The sequence below is a fragment of the Solibaculum mannosilyticum genome (assembly GCF_015140235.1).
GTDB lineage: Bacteria > Bacillota > Clostridia > Oscillospirales > Acutalibacteraceae > Solibaculum > Solibaculum mannosilyticum.
In genome coordinates this window covers 1,393,376-1,409,196 of sequence record NZ_AP023321.1, presented here as the reverse complement: position 1 = coordinate 1,409,196, position 15,821 = coordinate 1,393,376, and the positions used below count along the sequence as shown (strand labels likewise).

19 protein-coding genes and 1 tRNA gene are annotated in these 15,821 nt (G+C 48.1%); 7 read left to right on the top strand and 13 right to left on the bottom strand.

The window, feature by feature from the left end; translation table 11 throughout:
• Positions 1-36: 36 nt before the first annotated feature.
• The gene (locus C12CBH8_RS06740; protein ID WP_090267223.1) at positions 37-246 is read right to left on the bottom strand and encodes a hypothetical protein; all 210 of its coding nucleotides are present in this window, start codon (positions 244-246) and stop codon (positions 37-39) included.
• Between the two features lie 282 nt (positions 247-528).
• On the opposite strand from C12CBH8_RS06740, the gene gdhA reads away from it, so the two are divergent.
• Positions 529-1,860, top strand: a complete 1,332-nt coding sequence (gdhA, locus tag C12CBH8_RS06735) for an NADP-specific glutamate dehydrogenase (protein ID WP_090267226.1) — start codon at positions 529-531, stop codon at positions 1,858-1,860.
• A 151-nt stretch (positions 1,861-2,011) separates the two neighbouring features.
• Here the strand turns inward: gdhA and nrdG are convergent, their stop codons facing one another.
• Both nrdG and C12CBH8_RS06725 read right to left on the bottom strand, forming a co-directional pair.
• Positions 2,012-2,524 carry an anaerobic ribonucleoside-triphosphate reductase activating protein gene (nrdG, locus tag C12CBH8_RS06730; protein WP_215532830.1) on the bottom strand — a complete coding sequence of 171 codons (513 nt, stop codon included), beginning with the start codon at positions 2,522-2,524 and terminating at the stop codon, positions 2,012-2,014.
• Between the two features lie 21 nt (positions 2,525-2,545).
• On the bottom strand, positions 2,546-4,858 hold the full coding sequence (locus C12CBH8_RS06725) for an anaerobic ribonucleoside triphosphate reductase (RefSeq protein ID WP_090267230.1): 2,313 nt from the start codon (positions 4,856-4,858) through the stop codon (positions 2,546-2,548).
• Between the two features lie 483 nt (positions 4,859-5,341).
• Between C12CBH8_RS06725 and vanR the strand changes: the two genes are divergently transcribed.
• The 5 genes from vanR to C12CBH8_RS06700 all read left to right on the top strand — a co-directional run bounded on the left by vanR (position 5,342) and on the right by C12CBH8_RS06700 (position 8,798).
• The gene (gene vanR, locus C12CBH8_RS06720; protein WP_090267232.1) at positions 5,342-6,034 is read left to right on the top strand and encodes a VanR-ABDEGLN family response regulator transcription factor; all 693 of its coding nucleotides are present in this window, start codon (positions 5,342-5,344) and stop codon (positions 6,032-6,034) included.
• A gap of 16 nt (positions 6,035-6,050) precedes the next feature.
• Positions 6,051-7,151: a sensor histidine kinase gene (locus C12CBH8_RS06715; protein WP_215532829.1), complete on the top strand. Its 1,101-nt coding sequence runs from the start codon at positions 6,051-6,053 to the stop codon at positions 7,149-7,151.
• On the top strand, positions 7,076-7,648 hold the full coding sequence (locus tag C12CBH8_RS12060) for a VanZ family protein (RefSeq protein WP_425503766.1): 573 nt from the start codon (positions 7,076-7,078) through the stop codon (positions 7,646-7,648). The genes C12CBH8_RS06715 and C12CBH8_RS12060 overlap by 76 nt, the downstream gene beginning before the upstream one ends.
• A 110-nt stretch (positions 7,649-7,758) precedes the next feature.
• Positions 7,759-7,835: transfer RNA gene (locus tag C12CBH8_RS06705), tRNA-Pro, on the top strand.
• Positions 7,836-8,279: 444 nt separating this feature from the next.
• Positions 8,280-8,798: a ComEA family DNA-binding protein gene (locus C12CBH8_RS06700; RefSeq protein WP_215532827.1), complete on the top strand. Its 519-nt coding sequence runs from the start codon at positions 8,280-8,282 to the stop codon at positions 8,796-8,798.
• A 58-nt stretch (positions 8,799-8,856) separates the two neighbouring features.
• Here the strand turns inward: C12CBH8_RS06700 and C12CBH8_RS06695 are convergent, their stop codons facing one another.
• The 5 genes from C12CBH8_RS06695 to C12CBH8_RS06675 all read right to left on the bottom strand — a co-directional run bounded on the left by C12CBH8_RS06695 (position 8,857) and on the right by C12CBH8_RS06675 (position 10,809).
• The gene (locus tag C12CBH8_RS06695) at positions 8,857-9,156 is read right to left on the bottom strand and encodes a hypothetical protein (protein ID WP_215532826.1); all 300 of its coding nucleotides are present in this window, start codon (positions 9,154-9,156) and stop codon (positions 8,857-8,859) included.
• Positions 9,156-9,476: a hypothetical protein gene (locus C12CBH8_RS06690; protein WP_215532825.1), complete on the bottom strand. Its 321-nt coding sequence runs from the start codon at positions 9,474-9,476 to the stop codon at positions 9,156-9,158. The genes C12CBH8_RS06695 and C12CBH8_RS06690 overlap by 1 nt, the downstream gene beginning before the upstream one ends.
• A gap of 61 nt (positions 9,477-9,537) precedes the next feature.
• Complete coding sequence (locus tag C12CBH8_RS06685) at positions 9,538-10,290, bottom strand: BRO family protein (RefSeq protein ID WP_215532824.1); 753 nt, start codon at positions 10,288-10,290, stop codon at positions 9,538-9,540.
• Positions 10,287-10,541 (bottom strand): hypothetical protein, encoded by a 255-nt coding sequence (locus C12CBH8_RS06680; RefSeq protein WP_215532823.1) that lies wholly within the window; start codon positions 10,539-10,541, stop codon positions 10,287-10,289. The genes C12CBH8_RS06685 and C12CBH8_RS06680 overlap by 4 nt, the downstream gene beginning before the upstream one ends.
• 121 nt (positions 10,542-10,662) lie before the next feature.
• Entirely contained in the window at positions 10,663-10,809 is a 147-nt protein-coding gene (locus C12CBH8_RS06675) for a hypothetical protein (protein ID WP_215532822.1), read from the bottom strand.
• Between the two features lie 489 nt (positions 10,810-11,298).
• Here C12CBH8_RS06675 and C12CBH8_RS06670 point away from each other — a divergent pair, with 489 nt between their 5' ends.
• Positions 11,299-11,502 (top strand): hypothetical protein, encoded by a 204-nt coding sequence (locus C12CBH8_RS06670; protein ID WP_343063087.1) that lies wholly within the window; start codon positions 11,299-11,301, stop codon positions 11,500-11,502.
• 48 nt (positions 11,503-11,550) lie between these two features.
• Here the strand turns inward: C12CBH8_RS06670 and C12CBH8_RS11855 are convergent, their stop codons facing one another.
• The 5 genes from C12CBH8_RS11855 to C12CBH8_RS06640 form a co-directional block, all read right to left on the bottom strand.
• Positions 11,551-12,576 carry an N-acetylmuramoyl-L-alanine amidase gene (locus C12CBH8_RS11855; RefSeq protein ID WP_246441329.1) on the bottom strand — a complete coding sequence of 342 codons (1,026 nt, stop codon included), beginning with the start codon at positions 12,574-12,576 and terminating at the stop codon, positions 11,551-11,553.
• 64 nt (positions 12,577-12,640) lie between these two features.
• Complete coding sequence (locus C12CBH8_RS11850) at positions 12,641-13,321, bottom strand: hypothetical protein (RefSeq protein WP_246441328.1); 681 nt, start codon at positions 13,319-13,321, stop codon at positions 12,641-12,643.
• Positions 13,318-14,535, bottom strand: a complete 1,218-nt coding sequence (locus C12CBH8_RS06650; RefSeq protein WP_215532821.1) for a NosD domain-containing protein — start codon at positions 14,533-14,535, stop codon at positions 13,318-13,320. Before C12CBH8_RS06650 ends, C12CBH8_RS11850 begins: the two co-directional genes overlap by 4 nt.
• 11 nt (positions 14,536-14,546) lie before the next feature.
• A complete protein-coding gene (locus tag C12CBH8_RS06645) occupies positions 14,547-15,203 on the bottom strand; it encodes a hypothetical protein (protein WP_215532820.1) in 657 nt (218 codons plus the stop codon).
• An 11-nt stretch (positions 15,204-15,214) separates the two neighbouring features.
• Positions 15,215-15,811 carry a hypothetical protein gene (locus tag C12CBH8_RS06640; protein ID WP_215532819.1) on the bottom strand — a complete coding sequence of 199 codons (597 nt, stop codon included), beginning with the start codon at positions 15,809-15,811 and terminating at the stop codon, positions 15,215-15,217.
• Between the last annotated feature and the right edge of the window lie 10 nt (positions 15,812-15,821).

The following is a 15,821-nucleotide window of genomic DNA, read 5'->3' as shown; positions in this document are numbered from 1 at the left end:
ACAGGGGACTTTTTTAATAAACTGCAAGGATGAAAGTTAAAACAGTTGGCCGATCCAAGCAATGATGGAATCGGACAGGAGCACCACAGCGACGATGATAATCAGCACTACGGTGATAAAGAGAGCCTTACCAAGAGCACGCCCGACGCGTCCGGCTTTGGAAGGAGGGGGGGCATCCGACTGGCAATAAGGACAGGAATCTAATTGATCGTCATAGGAATTGCCACAATTGGGACAAGTTTTCATCTTTCAACGCTCCGTCTTATTTGATGATAATTATTATAGCCAAACAAACGATTTTTTGCAAGAGGCATTCTGCAAGGAGAGAAAAGAACGAAACGAAAGAAATTTTTTTGAAATTGCATTTTTTTTGCAATCCCTATTGCAAAAAGGGGCGAATTAGTGATAAAATAGGGGCAATAAATCCAATGATTGCATTGTTCAGGTCATTCTGTTTGCAGGAATGCTTATGTCTTCCTGCAAAGCTGGATGATTTGAACCGTATATTTTCTGAAGGAGGCTATCTATATGTCTTATGTCCAGTCAGTGCTTGAAGCAGTCATCCAGCAGAATCCCGGTGAAAAGGAATTCCACCAGGCAGTAACCGAGGTTCTTAACACCTTGGCTCCCGTTATCGAGCGCAATCCGCAGTTTGAAAAAGCTGGTTTGCTGGAGCGTTTGGTTGAGCCGGAGCGTCAGATTAAGTTCCGTGTGCCGTGGGTGGATGACAATGGCAAGGTTCATGTCAACCGTGGTTACCGTGTGGAATTTAACAGCGCCATTGGTCCGTATAAGGGTGGTCTTCGTTTTCATCCGTCGGTCAATGTGGGCATCATTAAATTCCTAGGTTTTGAGCAGATCTTCAAGAATTCTCTGACTGGCCTGCCCATCGGCGGCGGTAAGGGCGGTTCGGACTTTGATCCTAAGGGCAAGTCGGACAATGAGATCATGCGCTTCTGCCAGAGTTTTATGACCGAGTTGTATCGTCATATCGGTGCGGACACCGATGTTCCCGCTGGTGATATCGGTGTAGGCGGCCGTGAGATCGGTTATCTGTATGGCCAGTATAAACGTATTGTCAACCGTTATGAGAGCGTTCTCACCGGTAAAGGTCTGACCTACGGCGGTTCTTTGGCCCGTACTGAGGCTACTGGCTATGGCCTGGTTTACTTTACTGAGGAAATGCTCAAGGATCACGGCATGGATTTGGCTGGTAAGACTGTTGTTGTGTCCGGCGCTGGTAACGTTGCCATCTATGCTACACAGAAGGCTCAGCAGTTGGGCGCTAAGGTTGTCACGATGTCCGATTCTACCGGCTGGGTATACGATCCCGAAGGCATTGATCTGGATGTTGTCCGCGAGATCAAAGAAGTTCGTCGCGGCCGTATTTCCGAATACGTGGCAGCTCGTCCCAATGCCCAGTATCACGAGGGCCGTGGCGTATGGACTATCCCCTGCGATGTCGCTCTGCCCTGTGCTACCCAGAACGAACTGGATGTGGAAGATGCCCGGATCCTCATTAAGAACGGCGTAAAGGCTGTCGCAGAAGGTGCCAACATGCCTTCCACCATCGAGGCCACTGAGGAATTCCAGAAGAACGGCATTCTGTTTGCACCTGGCAAGGCTTCCAATGCCGGCGGCGTAGCAACATCTGCTCTGGAAATGAGCCAGAATGCTCAGCGGCTCAGCTGGACTTTCGAGGAAGTGGATCAGAAACTCCAATCCATTATGGTTAATATCTATCATCAGGCTGCTTCCGCTGCGAAGGAATACGACGCAGAGGATAACCTGGTATTGGGGGCTAACATCGCTGGTTTCCTGAAGGTTGCCGATGCTATGATGGCTCAGGGTGTTGTTTGATTCTAGATTGTGTTTTTTATTACCTCCAATGAGATAAAAAAAGAGAGAAGCCTGCGGTCCTTTCGTCCGCAGGCTTCTCTCTTTTTTCTATGAAAACAAAAAATCCTGCAGACCGTTCTGAAGGGTCTGCAGGATAAAAATAAGGACAGATCTATTCCCATAGGATAGGATGGTCTATATCAGCCTCAAGACTTTTTTGAACGTCAATCAGATGCTGATTGGAAGATCCCCGAAAATGCAGTTCCAAGCTTCTTTGTGACTGAATAAAAGGGCCATCCACTAAGACATCTACTTGATCCAGAAGAGCGCGGACGGCATCGTCTTTTTCACGCATCTGTAATACTTGTTTCCAGGTAAAACCCGTGTAGAGCCAGACATTTTTCCCCATCTTCTGAGCGGACAATGCCAATTGAACCAGGGGAACCGGTTGACAAAGAGGTTCTCCGCCACTGAGAGTAATGCCGTCTAGCAGAGGATTTTTTTGTAATTTTTGGATGATATCCTCCACGGAAAAATCGTATCCACCGGAAGAATCATGTGTTTCAGGATTGTGGCATCCAGGACAATTATGAGGACATCCTTGTACGAAAATAGCCAATCGCAGCCCTGGGCCATCTACAATGGAATCCTCTGCCACACCGGCCAATCGAAGTACGGAACCCATAATACTAATTCCACCTCGCTGTTATACACCGTGCTTTACACGATCATGTTCCTCTGCGCGTTTGGCGTCGTTGAAACGGTCCAGAGTACCCACCAGATAACCGGTGATACGGCGGATGCGTTCAAACGGTTGGCTTTCAGTCTCTTTACGGCCACACATCGGGCAAGTATCGCCGATGACACCAGTATATCCGCACACAGGGTCCCGATCCACAGGATGATTGATGGAACCGTATCCCACGCCAGCATCGTACATGCAGCGGATTACCTTCTCAAAAGCATCCAGGTTCTGGACAGGATCACCGTCCAGCTCCACATAAGTGATATGACCAGCGTTGGTCAAAGCGTGGTAAGGACCTTCCAACTGAATCTTCTGGAAGGCGCTGATGGGGTAATAGACGGGGATATGGAAGCTGTTGGTATAATAATCCCGATCGGTAACGCCGGGAATAATGCCGAATTTTTCCTTGTCAATGCGGACAAAACGACCAGACAAACCTTCTGCCGGAGTGGCGAGCAGGGAATAGTTCATACCTGTTTTTTGACACTCCTTGTCCATCCGTTCCCGCATATGGGAGACAATACTGAGACCCAGATTCTGGGCTACTTGGCTTTCTCCGTGATGCTGGCCGATAAGAGCCTTGAGAGCTTCGGCAAGACCGATAAAACCGACGCTTAAAGTGCCGTGCTTGAGAATTTCGCGAACTTCGTCGTCCGGGCCTAAATTTTCACTGTCCAGCCATACGCCGGCGCCCATGAGGAAAGGGAAATTACGCACTTTTTTACGAGCCTGGATCTCAAAACGTTCATTGAGCTGATCGATACACAAATCCATCGTACGGTCCAGATCCTCAAAAAAACGATCCACATCGCCCCCGGCCTGGATCGCGATACGAGGTAAATTGATAGAGGTAAAGCTCAGATTGCCGCGTCCATAGCTGATCTGCTTGGATTTATCGTATTCATTGGCCATAACGCGGGTACGGCAACCCATGTAAGCCACCTCTGTTTCGGGATGCCCAGGGACGTAGTACTCCAGGTTAAAAGGAGCATCCTGGAAACTGAAGTTGGGGAAAAGACGTTTCGCACTGACCCGCATAGCCAGTTGAAAGAGGTCATAGTTGGGATCAGCAGGATCGTAGTTGATTCCCTTTTTGATGCGGAAGATATGGATGGGGAAGATAGGAGTTTCACCTCGGCCGAGACCTTTTTCCTGGGCCAAGAGGACGTTTTTAATGACCATACGGCCTTCTGGAGAGGTATCCATACCGTAGTTGATGGAAGAGAAGGGAGTCTGGGCGCCGGCGCGGGAATGCATGGTGTTAAGGTTATGAATCAAAGCTTCCATGGCCTGGAAAGTAGCGCGGTCGGTTTCAGCGGAGGCATGCTCCTGGGAGAAGGCCACTGCTTTTTCTACCAAGGCGGTATCCAGTCCAGCTTTGATTAATGCATCGGAAAGAAGGGCATTGTACTCTTCCGCATTTCCGAGGGAAGGTGTATGACCCTGTTCCTGAAGGGACTGATAGATTTCCTCAGCTGTTTTAACTGTTTTTTCATCGCTGAGCAATTCCAGACAATTTGTCAATTTCTGAAGGTATCTCTTGCGGAAAGTCTTGGACACGCCGGCTGCCATACCATAATCGAAGTTGACGATGGACTGCCCGCCGTGTTGATCATTTTGATTGGACTGGATGGCGATGCAGGCCAAAGCGGAATAACTCTGGATATCGTTGGGTTCCCGGAGGGTGCCGTGACCGGTGGAGAAACCGCCGGAGAACAGTTTTTGAATATCGATCTGGCAGCAGGTAGTGGTGAGGGTTAAGAAGTCCAGATCGTGGATGTGGATGCGTCCTTCCTGATGAGCACGGGCATGTTCCGGCTTCAGGACATTCATTTGGAAGAAATGTTTGGCGCTCTCCGAACCATACTTGAGCATGGTACCCATAGCGGTATCGCCATCCACATTGGCATTTTCCCGCTTAATATCGCTTTCCTTTGCGTCTTTGAAGGTGATATCCTCTAAAGTTTTCATCAAACGGGTATTGAGTTCACGAGTACGGGATCTCTCAGCACGGTAAAGAATGTATGCTTTAGCAGCATGTACATACCCATTTTGAATCAGGATACGTTCCACATGATCTTGGATATCCTCCACGCCGGGAGTAATGCAGCCGTCGGCCTCCAACGCGGCTTCCACCATGGGCGCTAGATTTTGAGCGGCCTCTTGGGCGTCGGGCTGATGGGTTGCTACCATGGCCTTTTGGATAGCGGTAGCTATTTTAACAGCGTCATAGGCCATTTCACGGCCGTCCCGCTTGATAATGCAAGAGATCATTTGTGGTTTCCTCCTTCAAAATAAGACACTAGATATAGCGCGCTTCTCTATTATAGGCACAAGAAATAGTATTGTCAATGGCGAATATACCAAAAATTCGCAAAAAGAAACTTTTCAGCCGTCAGCTGAAAAGTTAGTATTTATCCGAAAAAGTCTCCGGAACTAGTATAGCATATGGAAGAAAGCTTGTCTACTGAGATGGAGAGTTTTGGGGAAAGAGGTATTGGAAAGGAATCAGGTGACTGTCCTTTTTAGCACAATGACTGAAGAGAATCATAAAAAACTTTAAGACCGGTTGCTTTATGATACTAGCAACCGGTCTTAAAGTCCAAAAGGGATTATCGACTCAACCAATGGGTGGATTTACACACCCCAAACGGCTCCATTTTTATCTCGGAAGCTGCCGAGAAAAGGAAGCAGAGGTTGCATTCCGGAGAGCAGAGCATTATAATGAAAACCGTTAAAGGGAAAGGTGGAAGACCTATGAATGAAAGCGTTATGATTGTGGATGATGAAAAGGAAATCGCCGATTTAGTGGAAGTATATCTGAAGAATGAAAACTATGAGGTGTTTAAATTTTATGATCCTCAGGAAGCGTTACAATGCGTCCAGGAGCATTCATTGGATTTGGCTATCTTAGATGTCATGATGCCCGGTATGGATGGGTTCACCCTTTGCCGTAGGCTGAGGGAACATCATAAATTCCCTATTTTAATGTTGACGGCAAAGGGTGAAGATCTGGATAAAATCACCGGTCTTACCATCGGCGCCGACGATTATATCACAAAACCGTTTAATCCATTGGAGCTGGTGGCCAGAGTTAAGGCCCATCTTAGAAGGTATACCCGTTACAACGAACGGGAACCGGTACAGAATCATCGTATTGAGATCGACGGCTTGGTAATCGATCGGGACACCCATCACTGTACGCTTTACGGGATACCTCTTTCTCTGACGCCTACAGAGTTTTCCATCCTATGGATTCTCTGTGAGAACAGGGGAAAGGTACTCAGTTCGGAACGTCTGTTTGAGATGGTGTGGGGGGAGAAGTATCTGGAGAGCAATAATACGGTTATGGTACATATACGCCGTTTAAGAGAAAAGATGAATGAGGACTCCAGAAAGCCAAAGTTTATCAAGACTGTATGGGGAGTGGGATATCAAATTGACAAATAACTATTGGAAATTCCGGATGAAGCTGCTGGGACGGATGGGCATTGTGATACTGATTGTAAGCCTGTCGTTTCTTCTGGCAGTGCCGTTGCTGATAGATGGTATTTTCGAGGATTCTTTTGCCAACTTTCTCGTTGGTATCGATCCCAATCTCTATTATTTTGCACTGAGCCACAAGGGAACCATTTTGACCGGCATTTTTTTGATTGTTTTGCTGGTGAGCTTAGTGATTGTAGTAGCACGGTTTACAAAGTATATCGAACAGATTTCCGGAGCAGTAGATCATGTATTTGTCGAAAACCCCGATCCTATCGTACTGCCCAGTGAACTGCGTCCGATGGAGACAAAGCTTAATACGATCAAAAATACTCTGCGGCAACGTCAGTTTGAGGCCAAGGAGAGCGAACGGCGTAAAGACGATTTGGTAGTTTATTTAGCTCACGATATTAAAACCCCATTAACTTCTATTATCGGCTATCTAAGCCTTCTAGAGGAACAAAAAGATATGCCGGCTGATCAAAGGAAAAAATATGTAAAAGTGGTCAAAGAGAAGGCGTATCGTTTGGAAGGGCTTGTCAATGAACTATTTGACGTCACGCGGTTCAACGCCCAGCACATTGAGCTAACCACTCGCAAAGTCAATTTGAATCGGATGGTCCGTCAGCTTATGGAGGAGTTTTATCCTTTGCTTCGAGAACATCATTTGGGTTGTAAATTGGATATTCCAGAAGTGAATCCAGTGGTAGCTGATCCGGATCAACTGGCGCGGGTATTTGACAATCTGTTGCGAAATGCGGTACATTATAGTGAACCAACATCCGATATTGTTGTGTCGATGGGGCAAGATGCAAAATATACTTATATCCAATTTAGCAATTATGGAACGACAATCCCAGCTGACAAACTGGATCGCATCTTTGAAAAGTTTTATCGTTTGGACGAATCAAGATCCAGCGAAAATGGAGGAGCTGGATTGGGATTGGCCATTGCAAAAAGGATTGTGGAACAGCATGGGGGTACTATTACTGCTCAAAGTAAGGATTTATGGACAACTTTCTGCGTTATCTTGCCCAATGGATGGGAAAGAGTTCCTACAGATTCTCAGGAGAAAAACACATGATGAATCAAAAAAATAACTGTAATACAACAAGGGTGCTTTGGATATGGCGAATTGTATTTTTCATAGGGACCGTGTTGTGTATTATTTTTATTTTTTCGAGATCTCTTTCTCCAGCACAACAATCCAATCATGAGAGCGGTAAAGTATTAGGTCTTATACAAACTATATTAGATAATATAGGACTTTCTTCCATAGGGATTACGCATCATTTTGTGCGAAAGATGGCACACTTTATTGAGTATTTCATTTTAGGGATTTTCTTAACTGGAACAGTACGTAGTTTTACTGCAGATATTATACGATATTTTTCCGTTAGTCTTTTTCTTGGACTATTAGTACCCGTATGCGATGAGTTCATTCAGAGCTTTATAAGCGGAAGGTCAAGCCAGGTGAGTGATGTCTTACTGGATTTTAGTGGAGCAGTATGTGGGATGGTTCTATGTTACTTAGGAATCTTAATATACAATAGATGGAAACAACATCGTAGATGTCTATAATGAACAAAATAAATTACTGTGCAAAAAAATGACAATAAAATTCAATTTTCTCTTGACATTCTAAAGATGATCCGTTATAATAATATACGTTGCTTTTGAAGAAAGCATATCCGGGTGTAGCGCAGATTGGTAGCGCGCTTGAATGGGGTTCAAGAGGCCGCAGGTTCGACTCCTGTCACTCGGACCATCCAGAAAACCGCAAGAAGCCTAGTGAAAGGGGCATTCTTGCGGTTTTTGTTTTGCCTAAGCACAAAAAAATAATTTGCGGTTTTGCGTCGCTTTTTTCGGCGTGTTGCTACGGGGTTGCTACGTATATTTTTGCCAATTTTTCCCGTGAGAAATTACCACGTCTACAGCGCGCACATAGATGATATAATCACCCGCTGAGGTGATTATGATGCCAAATAACACGGAAAAACAAAAAGAGGCAGTCAAGGAAAATCAAGAGAACAAAATTAAAGCTATCGTAGCAAAAATGAAACGGCCACGTAATCTGATCTTGCTGGGCGTCGGGGTCGCGTTACTGTTAGGGATGATAATAGCCGCGGTATACTACATATCTATGGGATCAGATCCTGATGATTATACGATGCTAGGTAGCTCAAGAGTAACCAGTAGCCAGAGCAGTACCGTGGACAGTAGCATAGCCGATAGCTCCATGATGTCCTCTGAGATAATGTCCAGCGAGGAGGGCAAGGATGAGTCGGATGTAGATGCCAATATAGATCACAACAGTGATGCTAATATCGACAACATTATAGATTCTCACCAGGCGAGTACCCCTGCGCCGACGACTAAGCCGTCAGGCGGCGCGGTCAATACAACCAGCAAGACAACGGTCACTCCATCTAAGGCACCGTCGAGCACAGCGCCCACGCCAAGCAAGGCCCCATCATCTGCCGCTCCTCCACCGGTATCGTCGGCTGCACCAGTTGAGCCGTCAGAGCCACCCGCCCCGGCGCCGGTCAACATCAATACCGCTACACGGGACGAGCTGATGACTTTAACGGGCATCAACATCAGCCTAGCTAAGAAGATCATCGCCTACAGGGAAGCGGAAGGACCGTTTGAAAAGATCGAGGATCTAATGAATGTTTACGGTATTGACGAGCGAATCTTTAATCGTATTAAAGATGATATCTGTGTCTGAATCTCATACAAAAAAGGCCCGCCCCGGTCAAATGATCGGAGGCGGGCCTTGCTATGTGTTACTGAGTCTTGGTCAAATTGAGCTTGTGCAGGAGATCAGAGAGATAGTTGCTGCCGCGGCTGATAAGGATGCCGGTTAGGACACATCCCACCCAAGAATAGGCTACATTAATGGACAGGGCCGTAAAGATGTTGGCACCTGTGATAAGTGCCAGTAAGATCCCGATCCCAATAGCGCATAATTGGGTGATGCCGGTCTTCACATCCCCCTCGGTAAACACCTTCACGATGGTCTTTACGTATTCCACCAGTCCTTCCACCAGGACGGCTACAGCGATTAACAATGCGATTGTCTCCATTATGTATCACTCCTCTGATAACTTGTGTTGCGGTGTGCGGCGTCGGCCAAAAATCCCTCGATGTCCTCAATCCCTTGGGTGACGGGGCCATTACAGCCCATCTCCCGCAGTCCCTTGAGGCTCGCCAGTACACCTGTAATGATGATTTCGTTCTCCTGGGCGGTGCGGTCAAGGTCACGCTGCTGACGTTTGTTCCAGGATTCCAGATTTTCGATGCGCTCCACCAGCTTGTTGACGCTCTTGACGCATACCACCACAGGGGTGGCGATAGCGGTAATGGCGGTGATAATGGCCGCCAGCCATTGCAGATCGATGGTCATAAATTCCTCCTGAATTGGACATAGAAAAGCGCGCCTCCGAAGAGACGCGCTATGGACGGTATTATGCAGAATGCAGGCACAGCAGCCGGAAGGTTTCCCGGCCTTTTGGTGTGATTAAAAGCTGTGTCCCTGACCATTGTGTTTTCTCGTTGTAACATTCCTTCAAAACAAACAGGTCGTCAGCGTATTGGGCGTAGGGTTGGAGTTTGCCTTTTTTATCTCGGTAAAGGTATTTCATAGCGATGAGAGAGGACACAAAGGCTTTCTCTTTCACCCCTAGTTCCTTAGCTGTTTCCCGGATGCCTGTATTGAGATTGCGGTCTACCAAATCATCAAAGTAGTCGGCCTTGGGCTTCATGATGGCGTTATCCACCGTCAAGGCGGAGTTGGCAATTTCCAGGGCCTTGCGCTTGTCTTGTTCCTCCTTGAGGGCGGTACACAACTTAATCATAGTATCGGGGTTGAGGATGGCCGCCTCTAAGGTTTCCGGGGTCATATAGGCACCATGCTTGCGGATGGAGGGGAGAACTTCACTTGTTACCCACTTTTTAAAAGGTTTGGCTTCCGGCTTGTCAGAGCGAAGAATAACATTGTATAGTCCAGATTCGTTGATGATGGTCATTTCTTGGAGGCCGCCAAGGGTGTCCATTTGATGGACCCCCTTTTCTTCCTCGTCCAATCGAGCAGCAACATTTTTATGATTGGTAATGTCAAGCACCTTACATACATCAGAAAGCACCCACCAGGGATTACCATCAATCTCGACAGTACGGACATCGTTAGACTTGTATTTGAAAACCTGTAATTCTTTCATGCAAAAGCCTCCTTAGCAAGTTTCATAGCATAACGAAAACCCATAACAAAGCCATTCTGCTCGTGGGCAATGGCTAGGTTCATGATTCTTTCGTCAAGGTCATCAACTTCTTTGGGGTTAATGGTCTTTTTCAAATTTATCAAGGAAACATTTATACCCGCTCGATTTTTCTTAATACGCACAGTCTCGTTACTGTAGATGTATTCGTCCTGTTCTGTGTATTCGGCGTACAATTCTTCAATTCTGGTCATAAAAAATACCTCCTTCAAAATGGTTGAAGAGGGTACACTACCTGTGATATAATAGATTTCACAGGTAGCAATACCTCGTCAATAACGGTTTCGCTCAACTTTGGTCGGGAGGGCGGAATCGTTATTTTTTTAGTTCTTGGTCGATCTTTTCTTCAAGCCACGCCGTTTTGCTTTTGTTTTCCTCTTTTAGCTTGGCTTCAATAGCTTCCGCTTTTTCGCGATCTATCAAAGCGCTAAAAGTTTTCTTTCCTTCGCGGCGTGTTCTCATATAGTCGGCCCTACTCTTCAGCGCTATGGTTTTCACCTCCTTTAGTAACGCGTTACAAATATTATAAGTTATAACGCGTTACAAGTCAAGAGGCAAAATTAAAAAAGTCTATCTTCAATTCTGGTCATTGTAATCGACTCCTTTTCGTGATAAAATAGGAGCCAAGGGAGAGGGTTTTTACTCTTTCCTCTCGCCTTATTTAGTGGTTACTTGTTGGAGCAGGTAGCCACTTTCTTTTTGTAGGCTTCAAAGTAGGCTTTTTGCTGATCTCTTGTGAGTTTCTGCCAGTCTTTGAATTTCATGTGGCCACCTCCCTTCATCGTGGCCTCTCTCCCTTGACTGTCTTTATTATAATACTTGCGCAAGTATATTTCAATTGACATAACAGACAATCTTGCGCAAGTATTTATGGGTATTTTTTATACTTGCGCAACTATGGCGTATAAGATATAATAGAGACAGAAAAGAGAATGAGAAAGGGGTATACACGTGGAAGAACAGCGAGGAAAGCCAAGCACGAGAGCAAAAAACAAATATAACGCAAAGATGTATGATCGAGTAAACTTAACCATGCCTAAAGGCAAGAAATCTGAAATACAAATTCATGCGGAAGAGCAAAGTGAAAGTGTCAATGCCTTCATCAACCGCGCTATCGATGAAACCATAGAGCGGGATAAGGTCAAAAACGAATAGGCAAAAGAGAAGGGTGTCCTCAGAGCGGGGCACCCTTTGTCTTTATGTTCACGCCCTCACAATGCCGGAGAGAGGAACCCAGGAGGCGATGCCGTCGGGGTATCCCAGGAGTGCCTTATCGCCCTTGATCTGGCTGACCTTGTGGGTGGTATTCTTGACCCAGGAGGGGACAGACTGGCCGGTAGAATAGGTGTTGCAGGTGATGCGGACGGTATCGCCCACAGCAATGGCGCTGGATGCAGTACCACTGGACGATCCGCCCATCAACTCATTAACTTTGGCCTGGACAGCGGCATAGTCGTAACCGGCTGCGGTAAGACGCTCCTTACGTTCGGAACCGTTGCCCCATTTGCCAGCGATGACTTCCTGTGCGATTTCATCCACGCTCTTGGATGGAGCAGCCGGAGCAGAATCATCGGAATATCCACCGGAGATCTGCAACACCTGTCCTACCTTGATGACATTGGGGTTATCAATGCCGTTGAGGGCGGCAATCTCCTTGTAGCGGGATGCGTCCCCCAGCAGGGATTTGGCGATGCCGGAGAGAGTGTCGCCATACTGGACGGTGTAGGTATTGCCAGAGCCGCTAGAATTGCCGGACATATGTCCCTGTACCATGTCGAGGAATCTCTGCCAGCCCATGTCCAGGGTGCGATGAGGACAATACTTACCGCTGTAGTCCTGGTGCTTGGTCACCTTATCGATGCCCCAGCCACGCTCCTTGAGCATCTGGGCAATGAGTTCAGCGGCGTTGCGCTCGGCGGCCTCGAATCGGGAACCGCCGGACTTGCTGTAGCAGATTTCCACAGCGATACCCTGCCGGTTGCCGGTGCCGTTGGCTCCATCACCAGCATGCCAGGCATTGCGGTCAAGGGGGATACCCTGCACGGCCTCAACATCATCCACGGCGATGTGGAAGGATACTTGCTTGTTGTTGCCCTGCATGTACTTGATCTCGTTGCGTGCGCTTGCGTCGTTGGCGGTGTTATGTACCACGATCCTGGTAGGGGTCATGGTATGGGGGCATTTGGTGCTGTACATATTTTGGGGCATTTCCATTTTTACGATATTCATATATTTTCCTCCTATAATTGTCTCGACTTTGAGGCATATTTTAAACTGGTCGAATTCGACCCCTTTAAATTATCTCCCACGCGCTTGGCTGATCATCCGGCGAATAGGCCGAGTCCTGCTTACAACGATATGTCTTGCCGTCGGTGTAGATCATGTACTCCCCGGCGTGGTAGATATCGTGGGCACCGGTGGGAGCTACATAGGGTCTCGCCGTCTGTGAGCATGCCCCGTGGAGGGGCCGCCAGAAGGTATACCAGGCAGGATTGCCCGGCACAATGTCTGGATGTGTGGCGTTGTCGTGAGCCTGATAGCATTCCCACGTCTGCCCGCCCTGGTTGCGGATGTCGCCTACAGCATACTTGCCAAGGCTCCAGTCCTCATACAGCCCCGACACGGCAACCTTGGCCCCATCTTCCAGCTCCAGTGTGGTAACCAGGGCTCTGCCCAGGGCCGCCACCGAGTCCACAGGAGAGGGTATGTAGATGGATGACAGGTAGGCCGCTTCCCCAGCATCCTTGATCGCCAGAGCCGCGGCCATGGGATTGGTAGTATCGGCCGGCAAGGTGATGCCGTCCATCCAGGCGTCCCCGTCCGGATCGATAGGGGAGACCGTGCCGCCAAACAACTCAGCTAATCTGCCAGCCTCTTCTTGGGTGGGGCATCCGATTTCCTTGCTATCCCCGTCCGGCCCATAGGTTACCTTATACCGGCACAATTGTACCGTCCGTCCTTGTGTTCGGATCATATAGTTCCACCTCCGGAACTCTGTGTAAATGTGTAATTGTTCACAACAGTATTGGCAGAGACCTCGGCGTTGTTTGTTACATCTTTGCCAAGGATAGAGTTATTAATAATTACAGTTTTATAGCCTTCCATAAACCATATGGTATGTTGATCAGCGGAATAATCGCTTGGGTTACCATTGCCTCGAAGACATACATTGTTGGATACATGGCAATTGTCGCCTGCTATTACAATGCCAGCTACACCAAAGTCCTTGCATCGGTTACCTAGTACTGAGATGTCATCGCTGTTTTCCAGCACAATGCTAACTTCAGATTGATCACAGATGTTGTGTGCGATAATACTATTATCTACTCCCGCAAAAACTATCCCACTAGTAATACAGCCATTGCATTGGTTCCCATATGCAATAATGTTATGACAGCTACTGGCGGATATCCCGTTGGATGATCCGTCGCAATTGTTACCCATTATGATTCCACCGGTACTTTCGTTACTGAGATCGATGGCGTTAAGACTGCTTGCCATACACCTATTACCGATAATCATAGGAGCATCTCCCTTAGCGTAGATCCCCTTTTCTGCATGTGTATTATTGTACGCGATAATAGCGCTATCTCCCTCAATGAGTACCGGTGTTGCGTCTCCCTTTACGTTTATCACATTACAATATTTAACAGTACAGTTTTGGCTACCTATATACAGCTCTATATCATAACCGGCTGTATCTGTTAAGTTGCTGTCAATGACGCACGCAGCAATCCCGCAGTTATCGCCTGTAATATTGACGACACCAACCGCACTGCCGCTGTACCCGCGCTGTATCACAGTGCTGGAGCCATTACCTCGGAGCGAGATATTGGGGGATTGCACCATAATTGGTGTGCTGACGATATATGTGCCGGATAATAGCACGATCTCCCCGCCACCCATGCTGCCAACCTGTTGGATGGCGTTGTTGATGGCATCATCGTCCCCCTGGCCGGTACATAACACATCACAGTCAGACTGCGTCCAACCGGCGGCAGAGGTGCCGATAACCAGACGGCAGGTGCGCACGCCCGATCCGCCCCCACTAGTGCTGATCTGATCCACAAGTCCGCCATATGCGTCCAGCTTGGCGGTCTCTGGTACGGTTACACCCTTGCCAGAGATTGCAGCTGCAAGGCTGGCCTTGGCCGATTGCAGACGAATTAATTGGTCTTGTATGCTCATAACACGCCCCCTTAGATGGCCGCTAGAGCTGTTTCGATATCATTAGTGAGTGATACGGTACCGGTGCCGCTGTGATAACCAGCTGGTACGGTATAGCTTGTAGCAGTTAGGCCGTCGATAGTGGCGTTGACCGCGCCGTTGTTGACCATAGTGCCGGCAGCCGTCTGACCGTCTGATGTAACAATGGTCTTGTTGGCCAATACGTCGGCCGCCGTGGCCGTTACTCCAGCAACATCCGCATAATTGGAGGGGATAGCCTCAACGGTGACCTGTGACAAGCCGTCATAGCCTTCGTCGGCGGTGATGGACTGCTCCGACTTAGTAGGGGTAACGGTCTTGGTCTGAAGGTCGACGCCCTCACCGGCATATGATCCAGCTACGCCGAGGATGGTTACACCACTCTTGATATTGCCTGCAATGATCTTGGCTTGCTCTGCTGTGGCGATCTGTACCTTGCCCTTGCCGTTGTGGTATCCGGCAGGGACGGTATATCCCTCGGCTACAGCTGTGATATTGCCTGATACTGCGCCGTTATCCTGTACACCTTCCACCGCCTCTACGCAAGCATCCAAGTCGGCGCTGGATTGGGCTAGTCCCATAGCTACCAGCTTGGTTCTCAGATCGTTTCGCAGGCCCTGCAGACGCGTAATCTCAGTCTGGATACTCATTGACATACCTCCTAGATATTAGCAAGCAACGCCTCGACGTTGCCCAATTGCATGTATACTGCCCCTGATGTGACGGGCTTGGTATTATCCTCCTCGACCTCATTGATGGTATCTACGGAGAGCACACCGCCCTGTAGGATAAGCCCATCACCGATCTTATACCCAGGGCCGGGGCCATTCTCTTCCAAGTTCTTAATTCGTGCGCCGTAGTCTTGCAAGATGGTGGGATACTGCTGGGCGATTTCACCGTCCACATCGGGGGCACTTCGGATGTGTAGGATTTCGGGGTAAGTTTTGGCGACAAGGTCTGTGCCACGCTCCCATGTGTAATACAAGGTTATCACACCATGTAGAGCTGTAGTATTGCGGGTAACGATCCAAGTAGCCGTATATCCATCGTCGGAAGGGATCATCTCCAACGGGATCTTATCCACGTCACCGCGATCATTGCGGGTGCAGGCATACATAGTGCAGCCATCAAGATCGGCATCCCCAACACGTGACGGTATCGTGACGGCTATGATATTGGCATTGTGCTCTCCCTCTACAGGGGAGGACGGTGCATGGACAGTCACAGTGCGGCCCGGTGATATGTTGCAGGTAATCATCCTATCGCCT

Coding starts and splice junctions, on each gene's coding strand:
- C12CBH8_RS06740 (WP_090267223.1), bottom strand. CDS start 246: ATGAAAACTTGTCCCAATTGTGGCAATTCCTATGACGATCAATTAGAT.
- gdhA (WP_090267226.1), top strand. CDS start 529: ATGTCTTATGTCCAGTCAGTGCTTGAAGCAGTCATCCAGCAGAATCCC.
- nrdG (WP_215532830.1), bottom strand. CDS start 2,524: ATGGGTTCCGTACTTCGATTGGCCGGTGTGGCAGAGGATTCCATTGTA.
- C12CBH8_RS06725 (WP_090267230.1), bottom strand. CDS start 4,858: ATGATCTCTTGCATTATCAAGCGGGACGGCCGTGAAATGGCCTATGAC.
- vanR (WP_090267232.1), top strand. CDS start 5,342: ATGAATGAAAGCGTTATGATTGTGGATGATGAAAAGGAAATCGCCGAT.
- C12CBH8_RS06715 (WP_215532829.1), top strand. CDS start 6,051: ATGAAGCTGCTGGGACGGATGGGCATTGTGATACTGATTGTAAGCCTG.
- C12CBH8_RS12060 (WP_425503766.1), top strand. CDS start 7,076: ATGGACAACTTTCTGCGTTATCTTGCCCAATGGATGGGAAAGAGTTCC.
- C12CBH8_RS06695 (WP_215532826.1), bottom strand. CDS start 9,156: ATGGAGACAATCGCATTGTTAATCGCTGTAGCCGTCCTGGTGGAAGGA.
- C12CBH8_RS06690 (WP_215532825.1), bottom strand. CDS start 9,476: ATGACCATCGATCTGCAATGGCTGGCGGCCATTATCACCGCCATTACC.
- C12CBH8_RS06685 (WP_215532824.1), bottom strand. CDS start 10,290: ATGAAAGAATTACAGGTTTTCAAATACAAGTCTAACGATGTCCGTACT.
- C12CBH8_RS06680 (WP_215532823.1), bottom strand. CDS start 10,541: ATGACCAGAATTGAAGAATTGTACGCCGAATACACAGAACAGGACGAA.
- C12CBH8_RS06675 (WP_215532822.1), bottom strand. CDS start 10,809: ATGAGAACACGCCGCGAAGGAAAGAAAACTTTTAGCGCTTTGATAGAT.
- C12CBH8_RS11855 (WP_246441329.1), bottom strand. CDS start 12,576: ATGAATATCGTAAAAATGGAAATGCCCCAAAATATGTACAGCACCAAA.
- C12CBH8_RS11850 (WP_246441328.1), bottom strand. CDS start 13,321: ATGATCCGAACACAAGGACGGACGGTACAATTGTGCCGGTATAAGGTA.
- C12CBH8_RS06650 (WP_215532821.1), bottom strand. CDS start 14,535: ATGAGCATACAAGACCAATTAATTCGTCTGCAATCGGCCAAGGCCAGC.
- C12CBH8_RS06645 (WP_215532820.1), bottom strand. CDS start 15,203: ATGAGTATCCAGACTGAGATTACGCGTCTGCAGGGCCTGCGAAACGAT.
- C12CBH8_RS06640 (WP_215532819.1), bottom strand. CDS start 15,811: ATGATTACCTGCAACATATCACCGGGCCGCACTGTGACTGTCCATGCA.